Source organism: cf. Phormidesmis sp. LEGE 11477, from assembly GCF_015207105.1.
In the GTDB taxonomy this organism is placed as follows: Bacteria; Cyanobacteriota; Cyanobacteriia; order Phormidesmidales; family Phormidesmidaceae; genus Phormidesmis.
Genome location: NZ_JADEXO010000002.1, coordinates 75,758 through 96,539 on the forward strand (window position 1 = coordinate 75,758; position 20,782 = coordinate 96,539).

General features: G+C 51.0%; 18 protein-coding genes. 10 read left to right on the forward strand and 8 right to left on the reverse strand.

Going from position 1 to position 20,782, the window contains the following annotated elements; all coding sequences use genetic code 11:
* Positions 1–40: 40 nt before the first annotated feature.
* The 4 genes from IQ256_RS01225 to IQ256_RS01240 all read right to left on the reverse strand — a co-directional run bounded on the left by IQ256_RS01225 (position 41) and on the right by IQ256_RS01240 (position 3,466).
* On the reverse strand, positions 41–991 hold the full coding sequence (locus IQ256_RS01225; RefSeq protein ID WP_193853455.1) for a MoxR family ATPase: 951 nt from the start codon (positions 989–991) through the stop codon (positions 41–43).
* A 30-nt stretch (positions 992–1,021) separates the two neighbouring features.
* On the reverse strand, positions 1,022–2,287 hold the full coding sequence (locus tag IQ256_RS01230) for a DUF4350 domain-containing protein (RefSeq protein WP_193853458.1): 1,266 nt from the start codon (positions 2,285–2,287) through the stop codon (positions 1,022–1,024).
* Entirely contained in the window at positions 2,284–3,006 is a 723-nt protein-coding gene (locus IQ256_RS01235) for a DUF4129 domain-containing protein (protein WP_193853460.1), read from the reverse strand. The genes IQ256_RS01230 and IQ256_RS01235 overlap by 4 nt, the downstream gene beginning before the upstream one ends.
* A gap of 70 nt (positions 3,007–3,076) precedes the next feature.
* Entirely contained in the window at positions 3,077–3,466 is a 390-nt protein-coding gene (locus IQ256_RS01240) for a hypothetical protein (RefSeq protein ID WP_193853462.1), read from the reverse strand.
* Between the two features lie 948 nt (positions 3,467–4,414).
* Between IQ256_RS01240 and IQ256_RS01245 the strand changes: the two genes are divergently transcribed.
* Positions 4,415–5,851, forward strand: a complete 1,437-nt coding sequence (locus tag IQ256_RS01245) for a cation:proton antiporter (RefSeq protein WP_193853464.1) — start codon at positions 4,415–4,417, stop codon at positions 5,849–5,851.
* 373 nt (positions 5,852–6,224) lie between these two features.
* On the opposite strand, the gene IQ256_RS01250 is transcribed toward IQ256_RS01245, so the two are convergent.
* Both IQ256_RS01250 and IQ256_RS01255 read right to left on the reverse strand, forming a co-directional pair.
* Positions 6,225–8,000, reverse strand: a complete 1,776-nt coding sequence (locus tag IQ256_RS01250) for an ABC transporter ATP-binding protein (RefSeq protein WP_193853466.1) — start codon at positions 7,998–8,000, stop codon at positions 6,225–6,227.
* A 156-nt stretch (positions 8,001–8,156) separates the two neighbouring features.
* The gene (locus tag IQ256_RS01255; protein WP_193853468.1) at positions 8,157–10,739 is read right to left on the reverse strand and encodes a hypothetical protein; all 2,583 of its coding nucleotides are present in this window, start codon (positions 10,737–10,739) and stop codon (positions 8,157–8,159) included.
* Between the two features lie 166 nt (positions 10,740–10,905).
* Between IQ256_RS01255 and IQ256_RS01260 the strand changes: the two genes are divergently transcribed.
* Together IQ256_RS01260 and arfB are read left to right on the forward strand one after the other, a co-directional pair.
* Positions 10,906–12,102, forward strand: a complete 1,197-nt coding sequence (locus IQ256_RS01260) for an AGE family epimerase/isomerase (RefSeq protein ID WP_193853470.1) — start codon at positions 10,906–10,908, stop codon at positions 12,100–12,102.
* A gap of 97 nt (positions 12,103–12,199) precedes the next feature.
* Entirely contained in the window at positions 12,200–12,616 is a 417-nt protein-coding gene (gene arfB / locus IQ256_RS01265) for an alternative ribosome rescue aminoacyl-tRNA hydrolase ArfB (RefSeq protein ID WP_193853472.1), read from the forward strand.
* A gap of 11 nt (positions 12,617–12,627) precedes the next feature.
* On the opposite strand, the gene IQ256_RS01270 is transcribed toward arfB, so the two are convergent.
* Entirely contained in the window at positions 12,628–14,352 is a 1,725-nt protein-coding gene (locus tag IQ256_RS01270) for a hypothetical protein (RefSeq protein ID WP_193853474.1), read from the reverse strand.
* A 66-nt stretch (positions 14,353–14,418) separates the two neighbouring features.
* Between IQ256_RS01270 and IQ256_RS01275 the strand changes: the two genes are divergently transcribed.
* On the forward strand, positions 14,419–15,369 hold the full coding sequence (locus tag IQ256_RS01275; RefSeq protein ID WP_193853476.1) for a lysylphosphatidylglycerol synthase domain-containing protein: 951 nt from the start codon (positions 14,419–14,421) through the stop codon (positions 15,367–15,369).
* Between the two features lie 12 nt (positions 15,370–15,381).
* Here the strand turns inward: IQ256_RS01275 and IQ256_RS01280 are convergent, their stop codons facing one another.
* Positions 15,382–15,564: a hypothetical protein gene (locus IQ256_RS01280; protein WP_193853478.1), complete on the reverse strand. Its 183-nt coding sequence runs from the start codon at positions 15,562–15,564 to the stop codon at positions 15,382–15,384.
* On the opposite strand from IQ256_RS01280, the gene IQ256_RS01285 reads away from it, so the two are divergent.
* The 6 genes from IQ256_RS01285 to IQ256_RS01310 all read left to right on the forward strand — a co-directional run bounded on the left by IQ256_RS01285 (position 15,563) and on the right by IQ256_RS01310 (position 20,561).
* Positions 15,563–16,645 (forward strand): glycosyltransferase family 2 protein, encoded by a 1,083-nt coding sequence (locus IQ256_RS01285; protein WP_193853480.1) that lies wholly within the window; start codon positions 15,563–15,565, stop codon positions 16,643–16,645. The genes IQ256_RS01280 and IQ256_RS01285 overlap by 2 nt on opposite strands.
* A gap of 383 nt (positions 16,646–17,028) precedes the next feature.
* Positions 17,029–17,856, forward strand: coding sequence for a phosphoadenylyl-sulfate reductase (locus tag IQ256_RS01290; RefSeq protein WP_193853482.1), 828 nt, complete (start codon positions 17,029–17,031; stop codon positions 17,854–17,856).
* Positions 17,857–17,869: 13 nt separating this feature from the next.
* Positions 17,870–18,973: a phosphotransferase enzyme family protein gene (locus IQ256_RS01295; RefSeq protein ID WP_193853484.1), complete on the forward strand. Its 1,104-nt coding sequence runs from the start codon at positions 17,870–17,872 to the stop codon at positions 18,971–18,973.
* On the forward strand, positions 18,973–19,527 hold the full coding sequence (locus IQ256_RS01300; RefSeq protein WP_193853486.1) for a DOMON-like domain-containing protein: 555 nt from the start codon (positions 18,973–18,975) through the stop codon (positions 19,525–19,527). Before IQ256_RS01295 ends, IQ256_RS01300 begins: the two co-directional genes overlap by 1 nt.
* 48 nt (positions 19,528–19,575) lie before the next feature.
* Entirely contained in the window at positions 19,576–19,848 is a 273-nt protein-coding gene (locus tag IQ256_RS01305; RefSeq protein WP_193853487.1) for a hypothetical protein, read from the forward strand.
* Positions 19,848–20,561 carry an aspartate/glutamate racemase family protein gene (locus IQ256_RS01310; protein WP_193853489.1) on the forward strand — a complete coding sequence of 238 codons (714 nt, stop codon included), beginning with the start codon at positions 19,848–19,850 and terminating at the stop codon, positions 20,559–20,561. The genes IQ256_RS01305 and IQ256_RS01310 overlap by 1 nt, the downstream gene beginning before the upstream one ends.
* Positions 20,562–20,782: the final 221 nt, after the last annotated feature.

Genomic DNA, 20,782 nt, shown 5'->3' on the forward strand with positions numbered 1-20,782 from the left:
ATCCGTTGTTTTAGCTTCCTTACTCCCAGACCAGCCAGACCTATCTAGGAACAGGTACGCTCTCTAGCAATCCTCGAATCACGTTATCGGCGCTAGAGCCATCGAGCTGCGCCTCTGCCCCCAGAATCAAACGGTGCCTGAGCAATGGCGGAGCGACGGCCTTCACCGCATCGGGAGAAACGTAGTCATAGCCCTGTAGCCAGGCGTAGGCTTTACTTGCCTGTAGCCACTGCACAGTCGCCCGTGGTGAGGTACCGACTTCTAAATCGGGGTGCTGCCGTGTCTTGTGAGCCAAAGCTAGCAGATAGTCTAAAACCGGCTCTTGCACGACTACCTGCTTGACGGCCTGACGAACGTTGAGAATATCAGCAGCGGTAGTCACTGGCTGCAATCGGCTCAGCGAGGTTCGCTTGGCTTCAAAGCCTGCCTGGGCGTTGAGCAGCATCTGCTTTTCAGCCTCAGGGGTGGGGTAGTCGACCACCAGCTTGAACAAAAAGCGATCGAGCTGAGCTTCGGGCAGCGGATAGGTCCCTTCGTATTCCAAGGGGTTTTGAGTCGCGACTACCCAAAACAAATTGGGCAGCGGATGGCTAGTCCCGTCGAGCGTTACCTGCTGCTCTTCCATCGCTTCTAGCAGCGCGGCCTGCGTCTTAGGCGGCGTGCGGTTGACTTCATCAGCCAGCAGCACTTGGGTGAAAACTGGGCCTTTTTTCAGCGTGAAGCTGCGCGTGTTCAGATCGAAGACATTGGTGCCCAAGATATCTGAGGGCAAAATATCGGGCGTGAGCTGAACGCGGCAGAAATCGGCCTGCAGCAGTTGAGAAATGACCTTGACTAGCAGGGTTTTGCCCGTACCAGGCACGCCTTCTAGAATGACGTGACCGTCGGCGAGTAGCGCCACCAGCAGTTGATCGACCAGCGACTGCTGACCAACGACGACCTGGTTGACGGCCTGACTAATCCGACTAAGGCTGGCTTGCAGTTCGTTCATGCCTAAACTTCTTTCCGTAGCGTTGTTTTACTAATCGACTTTCTGAGCTGACTGATTGGCCTGTCGGCCTGCTGAACGATTGGCCTTGAAAGCTAGAGACTGAAGCCGCTGCAGCCAGGTGCGTAAGGCGCTGCTGTTTCGGGGCGCTGATTGTAATACATTCAGTTCGCCAGGGTTTTGACCGATCTGCTGCCAGGCGGTTTGCAGCGTTGCCAAAGAGACAGGCGCTTCACCCAGTCCTAGAGCCTTCTGTAATTTCTTTTGCTCAGCCTGGGTAAGGGTTTCGACGAGAAAATCGCGGCTGTCGGCTTTGTGCAGTACGCCTGCTAGCGCCTTGATATAGGCTTCGCTGTTGTTGGTTTTGACGACAGGCAGCGATCGCCTTAGTCCCAGCCGACGATTTTGAGCAATCAGCACCACGATTAATACAACAGCGGCCTGCGCGATCGCAACTAGCAGCGGCGTTCTAGACAGATAGCCCACCCAGGTTCCTGCTACTTCTTCGACCACAACGTCTCTATCTCTGTAACCGTGCAGATATTCATCCACCCAGATTGGCCCGCCCGCTTCGTTAGCCAACTGCGCCAAAAACGCAAAGTTCCCCGGCGCATCGAGATAGGCATTTGCCGCCAAGAACGGCGTCGTTGACACGATCGAACGGCCAGCAGCAGTCCTAGCCTCAGTGTTACCTTCAGGGTCGCTTCCAGAGCTAGCTTCAGAAGTGCCTTCGGAATTGTCTACCAAGTTATCTCTATCAACTTCCCAAACCACAGCACCATAGCCATCAGACAATAGGGGAGCCTGAGCCTCTTCCTTACGGCGGCGAGTCGCGATCGCCACTTCACCGACTTCAGAAGCTAGCTCAGAGAAAAAAGGCGCGGCTGTCACCGCCTGCGGCTGTCCTAACAGAATCAACTGATTACCTTGATCTAGCCAGTCTTCTTGATCAACAAAAGTGCTGAACAGTTCTATAGATATCCCCGAAGGCACAACTCGAAGCAGTGTTGCCGGACGATCAGACGCCGTTTTTTCTACCAGCTCGGACAAAGGTCGCTGCCACCTTTCGATCGGTGCGCCCTGCGTTTGCATGTACTCGTACCAAGCACCGTAGCCACCCGGATTGGTTTGCCACGTAGATCCTGCCGAGGTGCGGTTATAGGTCGGCGCGATCGCCAGCGCCACCAGCAGCACTATCAATAGTATGCCAATGATCCAATAGCGACGATTCGGCGATTTAGTCTCAGTTCTGTCATCAGGAGAGCTAGTCTCAGGCGAGTTTGAAGGAGAAACCGTCATTTCTTTGCGATCTCCTTCTGAATTTGTTCGTAGGCGCGGCGACAGCGTTTGAACATCTCAGCCGTGGCAGTCGCAGCCCCAAACGTCAGCCGCTCATGAGTGCCAATCAATAGCTGATAGGGGCGGGGCATCGGTTTCCCCAACGCCTGATCAAGACTCGCCAAATACTCACCATCCGTGCGACTAGGATCGTGTGTCAGCGTGCGGCTATCGTCTAACTGCTGCAGGGTGGCCTGATACAGCGCTTTACACGCCTCGCCATAGTGACCATTCTGAGCAAAGGTCTGAGCCTGCTGCCACCAGTACTGAGCACTGTGATCTGCCTCAGGGGCGATCGCACTTTGGCCTAGCTTCACCCACTGCCGATCTTGCGCCAGCCATTTTTGAATAGAAGGCTCCAGCGCTCGGTACAGCAGCCAGCCCAGCCAGACCGACAGCGCCACGACAAACAGCCAAAACAATACCCGCCCAACTTCCTCTGGCAAAGACCAGTCTGGAAATTCAGGCAAATCAATATCGGCTTGAGCAAACTGATACTCCAGCCATTCGGAGCCGCGTCGCCACATCTGACTAAGCCGCCAGCCGATAGAAGTTGTGTTGTAAGCGCCTGTGGACATAGCGGCAAGAACTGCTGCGTGTTGTGGCCTGGGCACGCCTAAGCTATCACCCCAGCTAGCCCCTAAGTTAGCACCTCTTTGCCACAGCGCCTCAACAACCACAGCGCTTTAATCACTAATGCTTTGATCAATAAGATAGAGCAGCCTTTGCAGAGCTACTTTGCCTAGCAGATCATCCTCGGCCAAAAAGACGCTTGAACGGATTTGATGCAATCTGCCCAATCGAAGGGGACATTTCTTTCTTGGCAGCTTGAACCGGATCGGCATCGGTAAGAATTTTGGCCCCGCGCCTGCTGATGTCTACACTGCGCTCTCGACTGTTTGTAGATACTAGCGTTGCTTTGGGATTGCTATCGTCAGATTCCACATCAGACAAAGCGGCTTGATAGGCTTGGTTTAGGCTAGGAATGCTCGCTGCGATCGCCCGCAACTCCATCACTCGGCCTTCTAGATTCTGACCAATACCCGTAAGCTGCGCCTGCAACCCGGCTGGCAAAGACTCCTCTTGCTCGCTAAGGGCCGTCAAAAAGGCGGTCAGATCTTTCTCTTGTTGTTCGTTCATAGTGATGTCCTCAGACGGCTTACAAAATAGACATCAGACAATAACGTTAGAAAGTTCACAAGTCTGCTTGCCTAGGTTTGTCCTTTAGCAGGATAGGCCCATCCTATAGTGAGTGAAACTAGCTGAACCTCTTTCTTCCGAGGTAATGAATAGTCAAGATTGATGAAGCAGCTGTAGTTTGTTTCTCACTGTTTTCTAGGCGCTATTTTTACGGTCAACTTACTGTTGCGGAAAACGGTCATTCAGCCGCTAGGCATTGTAACCGGAACAGCCAAACAGATTAGCGCTCACCACGAGATATCTCTATCCCGCCTTCAATTCTAAAAATCTAGGGTTGTACACGAATCTAGGACTGCATGCTGCACCGTCTACGCAAACCCTTACACGCCTCGACTTACGCGCTCAAATCTCTAAACACGTAGTCTCTCTTATGAACTCTTATTTTGGATGACGCTGAAAGTTTTTAGCAGTTGAAAATCTCTGGGAGGATCAAACGATGATAGACTAAAATCTATGAGAAACAGTTCAGCATAGATTAAAATCTATCTTTTGCCAATTACCTTCACAGAAGAAGTAGTTTTTCTCAGCCAGTTAAAGCCTGTCACTTTCGCGAACACTTCCAATCAAACACCTTTACAAACACCTCTATAAGACATGGAAAATCATCAATCAAACAATTTCTCTCTCCCTCCACACAGATATCTTCAACGGTGTGATGTCTTTAGTAGCGTAACTGTGGCAGTTGTTACCTCATCTTGAGGTTGTCACTAGAAGTTGTCACTAACCCAGCCCCAGTCTTCAACAGCTATAAATAGGCACTGAAGCATGCAGCTTGCTTAAGCCCTCTGTTGTGGACGAAACGCTCACACAATCCGATAACTTTGTTCTTGAATTTTTTCTTTTCCGAATCATCTTTAAACCCTTTTTTGCCCCCAAAGGCGATTTACGATGCTGCCAACTATCGATTATTGTCTATCCCATTTATCTTCTTTCCTAACCCCAAAAGCCTGGTCCACACTACCCACTCTTTTAGCCGAGACCCCAGAGGCGACTACCCCAGAATCTGAATATGGCTCCTGGGTGCTTGCAGGCGTTTTATTGACCCTAGTAACTATCTACGCAGCCAGTAAACTAGGCGGCGAGCTCTCTAAGCGACTCAACCTGCCGCCTGTACTTGGCGAACTGGTTGGGGGTGTTGTTGTTGGCGTCTCAGCGCTGCAGCTGCTGGTGTTTCCCGAATCTGGCGCGGTGGCGAGTGACTCACTGATCATGGGCATTTTGCAGCAGCTAGGCAATCTGGATGCCACAGCAGTTGGTCATATCTTTGAAAGCCAAAGTGAAGTTATCTCTGTTCTCGCTGAACTAGGGGTGATTGTTCTACTTTTTGAAATCGGCTTAGAGTCAGACTTGCGCGAGCTGACAAAAGTTGGCTATCAGGCTGCCATTGTCGCGATTGTCGGTGTAGCCGCTCCGTTTTTACTAGGTACGGTCGGCCTAGTCGCAATATTTCATTCACCGGTTATTCCAGCAATTTTTGCCGGGGCGGCGCTGACCGCAACCAGTATTGGAATTACCTCAAAGGTACTCTCAGAGCTAGGACAGCTAAAGTCAACCGAAGGTCAGATTATTGTTGGCGCAGCAGTAATTGACGACGTGCTCGGCATCATTGTTTTGGCAGTAGTCGCTAGCCTCGCTAAAACGGGTGAAGTTGACCTGATAAACGTTGTTTATCTAATTTTCAGCGCGACAACTTTCTTGCTGGGTTCGATTCTATTGGGCAAATTCTTTAACCGCAGCTTTGTTGCGATCGCAGACAAACTACAGACGCGCGGTGCCCTATTAATTCCGGCGCTCTCCTTCGCGCTAGTCATGGCCTTTCTAGCCAACATCATTCATCTAGAAGCAATTCTAGGTGCCTTTGCAGCAGGCTTAGTGTTAGACGAAACTGACAAGCGCAAAGAACTCGATCAGCAGGTGCTACCCGTGGCTGATATTGCGGTACCGATCTTTTTTGTAACGGTCGGTGCCAAGGCTGACTTAGGCGTATTGAATCCAGCGGTCGCTGAGAATCGCGCCGGGCTGGTCATTGCCGCGTTTCTGCTCGCTGTGGCCATTATCGGTAAGGTCATCACCGGCTGGGCCGTCTTCGGCAAACCAGAGATCAATCGTTTGGCCATTGGCGTCGGCATGGTTCCCCGTGGAGAAGTCGGTCTGGTATTTGCTGGCATCGGCTCAGCTAGCGGCGTCCTAGACAAGCCTTTAGAAGCGGCAATTATCGTCATGGTAATCTTGACCACTTTCCTCGCACCGCCTTTACTACAGCTGGTCTTAGATGAACCAGAAGGCGCATTGGAAGACGAGGCGGAGCTATCGCCGGTTGATTAGAATCTGCTGTTGACCGGGATCTATCAATTCCCTATCAGAACTACGGTCATCTACAGCCTTTGCTATCTGGCGTAGATGACCTTTTTTGTTGAACTCTGCTGGTAATTGATATAGCGTTTCTCTGATGCATCGGAGCCTGTAACGGATGCATCCAGGTACCTATTTAGGGTACGCATTGGAAAACCCCTCCCTTACGGTTCCCACAGGGAACCAAATCCCGTATCTCTAAACACATAGCCAATGTCCCCTCCGCCGGAGGGGTGGCCGAAGCGCAGTGGAGGTCGGGGTGGGTTTCGATATGTAGCGCTAAACAGGTGTGTATCTGATACAGGCAAGTCACTTAGTCCGTTGTCGCATACAGCCTTAGCATGATCTACCCTACCTTTTCACCCGTTTGTACTTTCCACAAGCCTGCATAGATTCCCTCTTTCGATAGCAGCTGTTCGTGAGTGCCACTTTCAACTAGCTTGCCTTGTTCCATCACATAGATACAGTGAGCATTACGGACAGTAGAGAGACGGTGCGCGATCGCAATCACAGTTCTTTCCTTAGTAATCTTCTCAAGCGACTTTTGAATGGCTGCTTCAGTCTCATTATCGACTGCCGAAGTCGCCTCATCTAGCACTAGAATTGGTGGGTTCTTGAGCAGGGCTCTAGCGATCGCTAGCCGCTGCCGCTGCCCGCCCGATAGCTTCTGACCTCTTTCGCCCACAATCGTGTCATATCCATCCGGCAGCCCGACGATAAAATCATGCGCCTCGGCCACATGCGCCGCTCTAGTGATTTCATCCAAAGTCGCATTAAAGCTGCCATAAGCAATATTTTCAGCAACCGTACCGTGAAACAAAAACACATCTTGACTAACTAGCCCAATTGACTTTCTTAGATCTTCTAACGTCAGCGACTGTACATCTAGGGCGTCTAAAAATATTTGCCCCGCGTTTACCTCATAGAAGCGCAGCAACAGTTTGACCAAAGTGCTTTTGCCTGAACCGGTAGCGCCTACAATTGCAGTTGTTTTTCCAGCCGGAATTTTAAGAGAGAGATTATTGAGAATAGGCTGACGCTCGTGATAGCCAAAGGAAACATTCTCAAAGATGACTTCGCCACTCACCTGCGTAATTGGCAAAGCAGTTGTTCCCGGATGGATAGCGACAGGCGTATCCAACAGGTTCAGCACGCGGCGAGTTGAGGCCATCGCTCTCTGGTATTGATCAAGCGTTTCTCCTAGCCTGGTCAGCGGCCAAAGCAAACGCTGCGTCAGAAAAACCAGCACTGTATAGGTGCCCGCTTCTAGGTTGCCAGCCGCCGTCGCCAGTCCCCCATAGAACAGAATGCCGGTAAATCCAATCAGAATAATAATCCGAATCAAAGGGATGAACGCGGCGCTTAGAACAATCATTTGGCGATTGCTGATTTTGTAAGCTTGGCTTTCGCGGCTGAGCTGATCTAGCTCGTAGCCTTCAGCGGTAAAGCTTTTGATAGTGGCGACGCCAGTCAGGTTGTTGATCAGCCGGGCGTTGATCAGGCCCGCTTTGTCTCGTACGTCAGCGTAGCGAGGGGCCAAGAATTTCTGAAAGGCGATCGCCCCGCCCACAATTAACGGCATCGGCACCAGTGCCATCCAAGCGAGTCCCGGCGCTAGCGCAAAAAATACTGCGCCAATAATCAGCACCGTCGCCGCCATCTGAATCAGCTGATTCGCACCTCGATCTAAAAAGCGCTCTAGCTGGTTAATATCATCGTTCAGCATCGACATTAGCTGGCCAGTACTGCGCTCTTCAAAATAGGCCAGCTCTAGGTTCTGCACATGCCCATAAGCGTCTATGCGTAAGTTATGTTCCACCGACTGCGACAGGTTGCGCCACAGCAGCTCGTACGCATACTGAAAGGCAGATTCTAGAATCCAAACCAGGAAAGTCAAGGCAGAGAGCAAGACGAACTGTGATCGCAACTCCACCACGCCCCATCTCGCCAGAATCGAGTTCTGCTGATCGACCACGATATCAATCGCCACACCGATCAACGCCGGGGGAGCCAGATCGAAAACTGTATTAAGCAACGAACATAGGCTAGCCAACCACGCCTGCGACCGATACTTTCGGCCATAGGTTAGCAGCCGCCTAAACGGATGAGTAGAAGAAGACATAGCAAACTAGCGAAAATCGCCAAAAACTAGGAGGCTTTCGCTAGGACTATAGCAAAACAGAACAGCCGAGTATCTCCACCCAATTGACCAGTCAGATCAAAGAGTCGTAAGCGGCGGCGGCTTAAGTAAGCAATGCTCAGAATGGCTTAGATAGATTTAGATAGATATAGTTGCAGATGAAGATTCGACCATTGGAGATCCAACCACTGAGGCAGGCGCTACTGAGTCAAGGGCTGCTAGATCAACGGCTTCAGACCCAACAACTTCAGACTTGGTAACTTCAGGCTTGGCAACTTCAGACTCGGCAACAGAACTTTCAATGGGCGCTGCTTTATCTGTTTCTGCCTCAGCAGCGACAACATCAACTAGACCCAAATCGTCTATAACCCAACCAAGCGCATTATCTAGAAATAAACCAGTTTCTTCTACCGATAGTTGAACCGGAGTCACCTCAAGGCTGTCCACCTCCGGCGCGAGCAGATCTTCAGACGTCAGGTTTTCTCGTGCTTGCTTAAACTCATCGGCTTTCAGCTCAGGTACAAGTTCATCCAAGGACTGCACCGCACTTTCAGAGATCTCAAATTCTCCTAAATCATTCACAATGCAGAACGAAGCTCCCTTGGCAGGCATTTCTTCTGTCGCAAACAATACTTCCAAAGAGTCTTCAGATTCTACGATCTCAATAGCTTTGGGATCTACTATCTCAATGGTCTCGGAATCTACTATCTCAGTGGTTTGGAGCTCTGCAGCCTTAGTATCTGCAATCTCGATAGCTTTGTTATCTACAGTCGTAGGATCTACAACCTTGATATCTACAACCTTGGTATCTGGGGTCTTGATAGCTTTATTATCTACAGCCTTGGTATTTGCAACCTTAGTATCTACAGCTTTAGAAACTACAGCCTTGGCATCTACGATTTCGATAGCTTTGTTATTTGTAACTTCGATACTTTTAGCGACTGCGACCTCAGTGCCCTTAACACTTTCGACTTTGACACTTCTAACGTCTGCGATTTCAATAGCTTCAGCCGTTTGCACCTTGGCCTGAGGCTCTTTAGTCAGCGCTGCTAAAGAAATCATCTGCGGTTGAGTCTTTACGCGCTTAACCGTACGACTATTGACCGCACGACTATTGACCGAATGACGACCGACTGCCCGGCGACCAGCTAATTGACGACCGGCTACTTGACGACCAGCTACTTGGCGACCGACTGTCTGGCGACCGACTGTCTGACTAGCTGTATGACTTGTCGGTAAGATCTCAAGAATTCTCTTTCCGAGTGTGGCCGCTTTCTTCTCCGCTCGGCGATGGGATGCTGCTGCCACCATGCTCGATGCGATCGCAACACCCAGCAAGGTCTTAGCAACACTGCCGTTGGGTAGCAGCGGCAACAGGGTCTGTGCAGCCGTCATAGACTGAGCATTGTAGACAGGTGTGCCATCGGCCATGATCGTCGATCCTGGAGCCGATTCTGGCGAAGCTGCCAGAATGCTATCGCGCTCCGAGTGATAGCTGTCTAATACGGTTCGCTCAGCATTCAGCTCTCTTTGAAGGCTTTCGTATTCACCGATCTTGCTAGATAAGCGCTGCTGACGGCTCGATAAGCCAATTTCGAGTGCGGCCAGCTTGCGCTGGCGAAGCTGCTGAACTCTCTGCTGATGAGTTTCAACCAATAAGTCACCATACGTCTCGACAGCGATCTTCGCGTAATTAGTCAGCCCCGCAATCTGGTTTCCAGCCGTCATATAGCGACTGAGTACTTCTCTAGCAGCGGTTTGGGTTTTTCCAAGCAGCGTTTGATATTCACCATAGAGCTGGTTGAGCGCAGTGCCATCGGCATTGACCTGGCTATATTCTTTTTGAATGTTCTCTTCTACAGCAACGAGCTGCTGCCATAGCGCCTGATAGTTCGCGTCTTCGGCCAAGATATCCTCGGCGCTACCAGCCGCTACATTGGCGAAAGATAGCTGGGTTGTGAGCCGCTCAACTCGCAGGTGAGTTTGGTCTAATTCAATGTCAAGCTGCCGTTCTTGGCCCGAAACTTCTGCAATGCGATCGCCTAGGGCCGTTTTGTAGGCGCTGATATCCCCTTGCCCATGCTGCCGCGAGAAATCCTTGAGCTGTTCTTCTAGACGCTGGACTTTAGCTGTGATGGCAGGAAGCTGCGAACGGATGTAGGTCAACCGGCGGCAGCTATCGTCTACGCAGCTTTTTGCTCGTCTGGTATCAGAAGCTACCTTGGCGATGACCAATTGCACAGCGCTGTTAGTCTGCGCGGTATTGGCCTGCGTAGCATAGGAGAGAGACCAGCTACTGTCTGTATTAGCGACGGCGGGGGATAGCTGCTCACTAGCCGACGCGAGAGCAGAGCTGTGGCTAAAAGAGACTGGTGGCACCTGATCGACTTGAGGTGCGATCGCCTGCGACTGATTGAATGCTTGGGGGGTCTGTGCTGGTTGAGTAACCGCGTCTAGGTGCTGCGAGATGTCGTATGAGGGGGTAGCAGCATTGGCAAACGAGTTGGCGATCGCGCTTTTGCTAGCAAACGGAACTAGCGCTGTAGCTGACGCTAGCATGAGCACGCGCGATAAAGCATTCTTGCGGCTTTTTTTCTGCTTGCTTCGAGCTGGCAAAGGCCCAGAGGTCTGTCCCAATTGAGAGGTTTGGCCGATAGGCGAGTCGACAGACAAGCTGACAGCAGCAGAAAAATTGCTTTGAATACGGCTAGCTTTTTGCATCAAAATATCCAACTGATTGCTTAGCGGCCCCTAGTACAGCTTACCTGTAGAAAAACCACTGGATAGTTACAGGCTACTCGAAATGAAGGGGGGTGTAACATTTTCGAGGGAGACTTTATAGTTTCTAGAAGCGGGCTACTTAGTCTCTTTATGTAAATACAAAGCAATGACCTATAGCTATCGCGATTTAGCCGACCTGTATCGCAGCACCCTATTCGACAACGTCATTCCCTTTTGGGAAAAGCACTCGGTCGATACCCAGTATGGTGGCTACTTTACCTGTCTAGACGCTGAGGGAAGTGTCTACGATACTGACAAATTCATTTGGCTACAGAACAGACAGGTGTGGACGTTCTCTATGCTTTACAACCAAGCAGAAAGCGTATCGGCTCAAAAAAAGGAGAGCTGGCTCAAGCTAGCTCAAGCTGGCGCAGATTTTCTAGCTAAGTACGGTCGAGACCCGGACGGAAACTGGTTCTTTTCTTTGACTCAGCAAGGACAGCCGCTGGTTCAGCCGTACAACATTTTTTCAGATTGCTTCGCGGCCATGGCATTTAGCCAGTATGCCCTGGCCTCGGGTAGCGAGGCGGCTAAAGAAACTTCGCTTCAGGCATATCACAACGTTCTACGCAGGCAATCCAATCCGAAAGGAACTTACAACAAGGCATATCCAGGAACCCGACCGCTAAGGTCGCTAGCGGTGCCAATGATTTTAGCCAATCTATCTTTGGAAATGGACTGGCTGCTAGCAGACAATCAGCTAGACGAAGTACTAGCCAAAACAGTCCACGAGGTGATCAGCGTCTTTCTAGATAAAGAGCAAGGGCTGATGTACGAACATGTAGCTAGTGACGGAGCGCGCGTGGACTGCTACGAAGGACGTCTAATCAATCCAGGGCATGGGATTGAAGCCATGTGGTTCATGATGGCGATCGCCCAGCGTCAGCAAAACACCCAGCTCATCCACCGGGCCACAGAGGTTATCCTCAGCATTCTCGATTTTGCCTGGGACCAGCAATACGGCGGCCTATACTACTTCATGGACGTAGCAGGTCATCCACCTCAGCAGCTAGAGTGGGATCAAAAGCTATGGTGGGTGCATCTAGAGACGTTAGTAGCTCTGGCAATGGCATACCGACTAACCAACCGAAAAGACTGCTGGACTTGGTATCAAAAAGTACACGACTATACCTGGAGCCATTTCCCCAGCGAGCAGGGCGAATGGTATGGCTATCTCAACCGCCGTGGAGAGGTGCTGCTACCGCTAAAAGGAGGAAAGTGGAAGGGGTGCTTTCACGTGCCTCGGGCGATGTACCTGTGCTGGCAAGAATTTGAGCAGCTAAGCGGGCAAGCCTCTGCATAACATTCGATCACCGTTGGCACCACCGCTGATCAATCGACTGCTAAATCAGGCGACTACTGACTAAACCGTTCTGACTAAACCGTTCTGGACTAAGACTATGCTGAGAATTTCCAATATGGTCTCGATTCCAGATAGCGAGATTGAGATCAGCGCGATTCGCTCTCAGGGCGCGGGTGGCCAAAATGTCAACAAGGTGGCAACAGCCGTGCATCTGCGTTTTGATGTCGGCGCGTCTTCTCTGCCAGATTTTTACAAGCGACGGCTGTTGGCGCGTCAAGACAAGCGACTGACCAAAGATGGCGTGATTGTGATCAAGTCACAAGAGCATCGTACTCAGGTGCGGAATAAAGAAGAAGCGCTGAAGCGATTGCAGCAGATGGTAAAGGCAGTCGCAATATTGCCAAAGGCGCGGCGGGTGACCAAACCAAGTCGGAGCGCTAAGCGGCGGCGATTGGAAAGTAAGGCAAGGCGATCGCAGCTCAAAGCCTCCCGCAAGAAAGTCGATCTTGACTAGGGCTCCACGTTTCAAAGCTGTTGATGCTCGGCTTCATAGAGCTGAGCCTGGCGCATTGTCCTGCTTTGCTCGACCACAGTAACGGTTGGATCTGTCTCTAGAAAGGCCACCAGTGGCTTGGAGGCCGCAAAGACGAAAAAGCGTTGACCGTCAGCTAGCTGAGAAATCGCATCGATCAGTTCAGATTCTGGGACGGTAGCCGTGCGATCACGATCAAACAAAACAAAGCGAGCATCCGGGCTGATCTTATGGCTCAAAGAAAGCACATACGGGTGGTCGGCGTCGGTCAAGATCAGCGGCTGCTGCACTTGGTTGATAAGATTGGCTGTCCTAGCGATAACGCCACTAGTCCCTTTACCCCAGCCGAGTGATTGAGTGATCAGCAAGCTGGAAACCACCCCCCCTAATAAAAGCGAAGTCACCGCTATCTGCTGCAGCCTTTTGATACCCGTTCTGGTGCCCAGCCGAGAGTCAGAGATCTTAGAGCCAGCAAGCTCAGCTTTAGATGCAGATACTGCTGGAGCGAAAGCGCGGGCGATCACATAGGCCACGGCTAGCTCCAATCCCAAGTAAGCCGTCAGGGAATAGCGAGCAACGAGCGATCGCCTACCGCCGTTCAATAGATCAGGTAAAACCTGTCCTACCGCACTCACCGACATTAGCAGCATCACAAACAGCCACACCCGCTTTGGCGTATGACGATATAGCTGCCAGGCGCTAGCCGCGATCGCCACCAAAACCAAATAAGAAAATGGATTATTCCATCTAACTGGCCAGTCAAAATCAACAAAGCCAATGCCTAAATTGTGTAGCCACGTCTGCACTCGTACCAGCAAACTCGTCTCAAAATTGCTCGCCCATCTGGTGGTCTGATCGAGCTTGTCTGTTCGGCTGGCAATCACCCACATCCAAGGGACAAAGCCCACAATAATTCCTGCTGACATCAGCAGATATCGCAGCAGCTTCTGGGTTAATCGAAATCGCTCTATTATGACGACATAGAGTCCGTGCGCCATTAGCACCCAAACAAAAAATAGGTGAGTATACATGCCGAGCAGTCCTGTCACCCCGTAGGCTAGCCAGGTCTTCCAGCTACTTTGATCACTGGTTTGATCACTAGGTTGACGACCAGAATTCTGTCGGAGCGATCGCAGCAATAACGCGCTCGATACAGCTATCAGCAGTGCCCACAGAGTATATTGACGAGCCTCATGCGCCAGCAGCACGTGAAATGGGGAGACAGCGATCAGCGCGATCGCACTCCAGCCCACTGCCACAGCACTACAGGCCGTATCGGCAAACAGCTCAATACATAGCCAATAGACAACCGGTAGCAGCAATAGGCCAAATCCAGCGGCCACCCAGCGTGAAGCAACCGCCCAATGCGACAGCAAAGAAAAGCGCATCAGCAGATAATAAAGCGGCGGATGCTCAGGATTACCGGCTAGTGCCCCTAATGCCTGTCCCAGATCGCGACCAATCTGATTCGTCTGATACTGTTGCACATAGCCACTTGCGATTGGGACACCGGTATAAGCGGTCTCGACGAACTCCTGGCTAGTTGACCCTGACGCTCTCAGCAGACCTCGAACCTCATCGAAGCTGTAGACCTTTTGGCCTATATCAGCAAAGCGTCCATAGATACCCACTATCACCAACCCGACCACTAGCCCAGCCATCACCCTAGCGATTGCTCTGGCGATTGAGGGCCGCCTAGCCGCTACTGTATTTAGCATTGCATTCGACCGCCGCTTCTTATTATTTTCATCAGCAGGCTACCCAATAGCTTTCTAAATAAGGCCATGCCATTCAAACCACTGCTGACTCAGCTAAAACCTTATCTACGCTGGGCGATCCTAGGCGGTACGCTCTTTTTTATCGCCACAACGCTCAAAGACCACTGGCAAGAAGTGGTAGGCATCCAGTTCACCGCTCAAGCTTGGCTGATGGTGACTTTGGCCTTCGTTGTTACGCTGATGGCTCACGTCTGGTCGGGCTGGGTCTGGCACTGGATTTTGGTCTTGTTCGATCAGCCGCTAAGCGGGACTTGGAGTACACCGGTCTATCTCAAAACCAACGTCGCCAAGTATCTGCCTGGCAATGTTTGGCACTTTGTTGGACGGGTAAGCGCTTTGCAGTCAGTGGGCACACCGACAGGGATTGCCGTCGTCAGTGTGGTGATGGAGCCACTATTGATGGCCGTGGCGGCACTGATCATCGCCTGTTTGACCGGGGGACAGCTAGCGGGAATCGAGGATCAGTTGGGTGGCCGCTTCGGACAGATAGCGGTGCTGAGCTTGGCGATCGCTGCCGTGCATCCTCGTGTGTTCAACCCCATTCTTCAGACATTGAGTCGGGCCAAAGCCAAAGCTCAGAAGCTGGAGATTGCGACAGATCAAAAGATGCTGCGGGCTTATCCAGGGCGAGCACTGCTAGGAGAAATGGGTTTTGTGCTACTGCGATCGCTTGGATTTATTGCCATCGTTCAAGCTTTTCAGCCGCTGAGCGTCACAGACGTTCAAGCGCTACTAGCTGCGTTCAGCTTATCCTGGCTGCTAGGGCTAGTCGTACCCGGTGCGCCAGGCGGCATAGGTGTCTTTGAAGCCACCGCCATTTCGCTGTTAGATGCTCAATTTCCAGTGGCTATTATTCTCAGTGGTGTCGCGGTTTATCGGCTAGTCAGCGTCTTGGCAGAAGTCAGCGCGGCTGGCATCGTTTGGCTAATCGATCTGTGCCGAAGCCCCAGTACCTAGAAGCCACAGCACCTAGAAGCCATAGCGCCTAGAACAGAGGGCTCGATTTGCAAGGACATAGTAAATTTGTTGATAAAGTTTGCTGACTTTAAGCCCAGCATATCTATCTTTAGTAAAGACTGTCTGTAGTTTGAGGTTTAACCCAGCTAGGCCCAACCGCTGTGATCTTCCCCACACTTCCTGGAGCATTGCCATGACCAACTCTCCGCTCGAACTGCCCACCAGCCCTTTGCCATCTAGTTCTCTGCCATATAGTCCTCTATCGTCTGGCGCTACAGATAGTAGGTTTATGCCTCAAAGCTCTGATAGGCCAGATCTTTCTATCGTCGTTCCGATATACAACGAAGTAGAAACTATCCCTACGTTGGTAGCCAGGATTACCAAGGTGCTAGAGGGGATGGATGTCACCTATGAGTTTATCTGCGTAGACGATGGCTCTACTGATGGCTCAGTCCCACTGCTTAGAAAAGTTGCACAAGAGCATACAGCGTCTGGTGATCTTCGAGTGGTTTTACTGCGTCGCAACTATGGTCAGTCGGCAGCAATGTCAGCTGGGTTCCATCAGGCCATCGGTAAAGTGATAGTGACGCTAGATGGTGATTTACAAAACGAACCTGCTGATATCGCGACCGTATACTACAAGCTGCTAGAAGGCTACGACCTCGTTAGCGGATGGCGAAAAGAGCGCCAAGACGATGCGGTAACCCGCCTACTACCGTCCAAAATCGCCAACGGCCTGATTGCCAGGGTCACAGGCGTACATCTGCACGACTACGGCTGCTCACTAAAAGCTTACCGGGCAGAAGTGCTTGGCGATATGCATCTGTACGGGGAACTCCATCGCTTCTTACCAGCGCTAGCCTACATCGAAGGAGCGCGAATTACTGAGATCCCGGTTCGTCATCACGCTAGACAGTTTGGCCAAAGTAAATACGGTTTGGGGCGCACGCTGCGAGTCGTGATGGATCTGCTGACCATCTATTTTATGAAGACGTTTCTAACTCGGCCAATGCACATATTCGGGCCATTTGGCATTGTTTCAATGTCAATCGGGTTGGCGATCGGTCTATATCTGACCTTTATCAAGCTGTTTTTGAATGAGTCGATTGGCAATCGGCCCTTACTATTGCTTGCGGTACTCTTGCTGCTTTCAGGCATTCAGCTATTTAGCTTTGGCTTACTGGCTGAGCTGAATATGCGAACCTACCACGAGTCGCAGCGGCGACCCATCTACCGGGTTCGTGAGGTGCTAGGCGGTTCGGCTGAGAATGGCTAGCTAAACACTCCTAATAGACCTAAAGTCATCACGCCCTAAGTTAGTAAGCCCAATCCGGTAAACCCTGCTCAGTAAGCCCAGAATCACCAAACCCAAGATAAGAACCTCTATTGAAAACGATAGAGCAGCTTACAATCAGCGCATCCATGACAAATTTGCTCATCGCTAGCCGAACGTGGCAAGCTGTATAGCACCAGTTGTGTTACTTAAAATGCTTTTAATGGCTGAAACGGTCTGGATACCGCAGGTGATACGACTCGCAAACACCCTAATGCACTAAGACGTCTGCTATATCGGCAGCTCGGAGCAACTTTGGGCTGTAGCATGACCGATAGGATCTAGAACGTCTTCTCCAGAACGTCTTCTCTAGGACAGCTTCATCTATGACCAGTGCTTTGCCGCGCCTTCACCGCCTGAATGAAGGTAATTCAGAGAATCCTCCGCTGAATGATCGACCACAGCTCGGCCCAGAACTTACGCCTGAACAGCTCAAGACGCTCAATCAAAAATTCGATCAGGCTAAGGCAACTGAACTGATCGAGTGGGGGGCCAAAACGTTTGGCAACAGGTTGGTAATGAGCACTTCCTTTGGGATTCAGTCAGCCGTAATGTTGGGCTTGGTCACTGAGGTGATTCCAGATATCCCGGTGATCTGGGTAGATACGGGCTATCTGCCAGCGGAGACCTATCGCTTTGCAGAGCAGCTAACACAGCGGCTGTCACTGAATCTAAAGGTGTATCAGTCGCCGCTGAGCCCGGCCCGGATGGAGGCGCTGTACGGTCGCCTGTGGGAGGAAGGGACGGTAGAAGCGTTTAATCAATATGATGCCATTCGTAAGGTGGAGCCGATGAACCGGGCGTTAGCAGAGCTAGGGGCAAGGGCTTGGCTGACGGGGTTGAGATCGCAGCAGACAGAGCATCGCAGAACGCTAGATCGCATCGACGAACAGGCCGGACGCTACAAGCTGCTGCCGATCTTACACTGGCATTCTAAAGACGTGTACGACTATCTAAAAGCGCACGATCTGCCCTATCATCCTTTCTTTGAGCAGGGCTATGTTAGCGTTGGTGACTGGCATTCTAGTCGGCCACTTACCGCTGACGATCTAGATGCTCGCTCGACCCGGTTCAATGGGCTCAAACAGGAGTGTGGCATTCATATTCCTCAGACTCCGGAGGAAGCGGAAAGCCTGAACTCTAGTTCGCTGTAAGGATTGAAAACTGATGTCTACCCTTCGAAGTTTGGCGTCTCAGTTTGTAGCAGAAGGCAAGGTTGCCACGGTCGAACCTTTGGGTAATGGCAATATCAACAGTACTTTTTTGGTCACAGTACAGGCCGAGAGCCAATCGCGGTTTGTGCTGCAAAAGATCAATGCACAGGTGTTTGAGCAGCCAGAGCTGGTGATTCAAAACATGGTGGTGCTCAGTGAACACTTGCGCGATCGCGTAGGTGGACAATCGCTCTACTGGGAGACGCCACAGATTATTCCCACAGTCAATGGGCAAAATTTTTGGCAAGACGAAGCGGATAACTATTGGCGCGCCATTAACTTTATTGAGAACTCACGGGTACTCGAAACAATCGAAACCCTAGCGCATGCTAAAGAAGTGGGCTATGGGCTAGCAATGTTTCACCGTTTGATCAGCAACTTACCGGTCAAGAAACTTGCTAACACGATAAAAAGCTTTCACATCACGCCAATCTACCTAAAACGCTATGGAAAAGTCCTCAGAAGATATCAGGCTAACTTTTCTGTTGATCGCTCCGACCATTCACGTATTATTCGCTACTGCATAGCGTTCATAGAGGCTAGGCAAACATGGGCTCACGTCTTAGAAAAAGCGAAAGCAGCAGGACATCTTCATCTGCGTCCTATCCACGGCGATCCGAAAGTCAACAACATTATGCTAGGGACAGACGGGCGAGCAATCAGCCTAATTGACCTAGATACGCTACAGCCCGGACTGATTCACTATGACATTGGCGATTGTTTGCGCTCAAGCTGCAATCGGTTGGGTGAGGAGACGCCAGATTGGGAGCAGGTCGTTTTTGATGTGGCGCTGGCAAAGGCAATGTTGGAGGGCTATTTTTCTTTAGCTCGAGATTTTTTAAGTGAGTATGACTATCTTTATGTGTATGATGCGATCCGGCTAATCGCGTTTGAACTAGGGCTAAGGTTTTTCACTGACTACCTCGCAGGGAATGTGTACTTCAAGGTGAAGCATCCAACTCACAATCTGACTCGAGCAATGGTGCAGTTTAAGCTAACTGAGAGTATCGAGGCTCAAGCCAAGACAATTAAAGGAGTGGTTGAGGCACTGAAATAATGGCTGCTAGGTCATTTCAACTACAGCCGTTTGAGGCGATCGCTTCCAATACAGCCCTATCGATTACTGGCAGGGTGACTTTGGAAAAAGACCGGCTGGCGATCGCCTACTTGCTCAGTGGCGACTTGGAAAAAGTCGCGATCGCACCATTAAGATCAGGTAGTCAGAGACGCGATCGCCTTTGGGAGCAAACCTGCTTCGAGTTTTTCTTAGCCTGCGGCCCCACGCCTACCACAAACACACCTTACTGGGAAGGCAACCTTTCGCCCTCGGGAGATTGGAATGTGTTTGCCCTAGAGCGATATCGGCAAAATTCTCAAGAAGAAGAAGCTATCTCTGATCTACCTTTTGGGGTAGAAAACAAACCAGACAGCCTCTATCTAGACCTGTGGGAACTAGATATCAGTGGCTTAGTCGGCACCCATCGACCGCTGTGGTTAGGCATCAGTGCAGTCATCGTCCTCAAGACTGGCAGCCAGACATTTTGGGCGATCGCGCATCCCTCCTCAGAACCAGACTTTCACCACCCCAACAGCTTTGTCCTAGCGCTATGACTACAGCAAAGACTATGTTTAAACGCACAGCCTTTCAAGAAACTAGCCATGTCTGCCCCCTCTCAAGGTCAATCTACGGCCAAAACAATCTTCCTGCTATCGTCCGCAGTCGGCTGGCTAATTGTAGGGGCATCGCTAATCTACCTGGTGCCGACAGTAATCAATCAGCTCAGCCCCTCTGCCACCTCAGGCGTATGGATGGAAACACTGGGCCGCAGTGGCTATAATCCTCAGCTAGCTATCGTGGCTGGCGGGCTGGCGCTAGTAGTAACTGTAGCGGGCAACGCTCTTTGGTACCAGAAGTTTGAAGGAAAGCTCTGATGAAAACCATCGGCCTGCTAGGCGGTATGAGCTGGGAATCGACCACCCAGTACTACAGACTGCTAAACGAAATCGTCAGAGCCGAGCTAGGCGGGCTACACTCAGCCAAAATCTTGATGTATTCGGTCGATTTTGAAGAGCTAGTAGCGCTAAAGCACCAGGGCGACTGGTCCGAGATTGGCAATCTATTAGCGACAGCCGCCGCTCAGCTAGAAGGGGCTGGCGCTGAGTGCATACTCTTGGCCACTAACACAATGCATAAGGTGGCAGATGCGATCGCCCTATCCACAGAGATTCCTCTGATTCACATTGCCGATGCTACAGCAGAAGAGATCAAACGGCAGTCCATCCAGCGGGTTGGTCTGTTGGGCACTCGGTTCACAATGGAAGAATCTTTCTACAAAGATCGACTAGTCCAACAGCATGGGCTAGACGTACTAGTGCCGAACAAAGAAGCGCGCGATACCATTCACGACATCATCTACGATGAGCTTTGCCTAGGGCAGATTCGATCAGCCTCACGCGATCAGATGCGCGCAGCCGTCTCGAATCTATTCGAGTCGGGTGCAGAAGCAATTATTCTAGGCTGTACAGAGATTGGCCTACTGATCGGACCAGAAGACAGTGCCATTCCCTTGTTTGACACCACTGCTATCCACGCCAATGCAGCCATCTATTGGGCAATAGAATCAGACCACCGTATTAAACGCTAAGTCACACCTAGCAGTGAGCTACATCCAGCACTCAGTATCGCCGAAGTAAGCATAAACTCTAAAGACTTCATGAGGTTTTTGTGTCTAACCAAGCGTGGGTGCTAAGTTTTGCTATGCCCTTACGAATTTAAACCTTAGTCTTTGCCCCAAGACAATAGGTCTTCTTAGACAATTAGGTTTACTTTATCTATATCGCTCTGCGGTTGACTAGCCGTCACTTT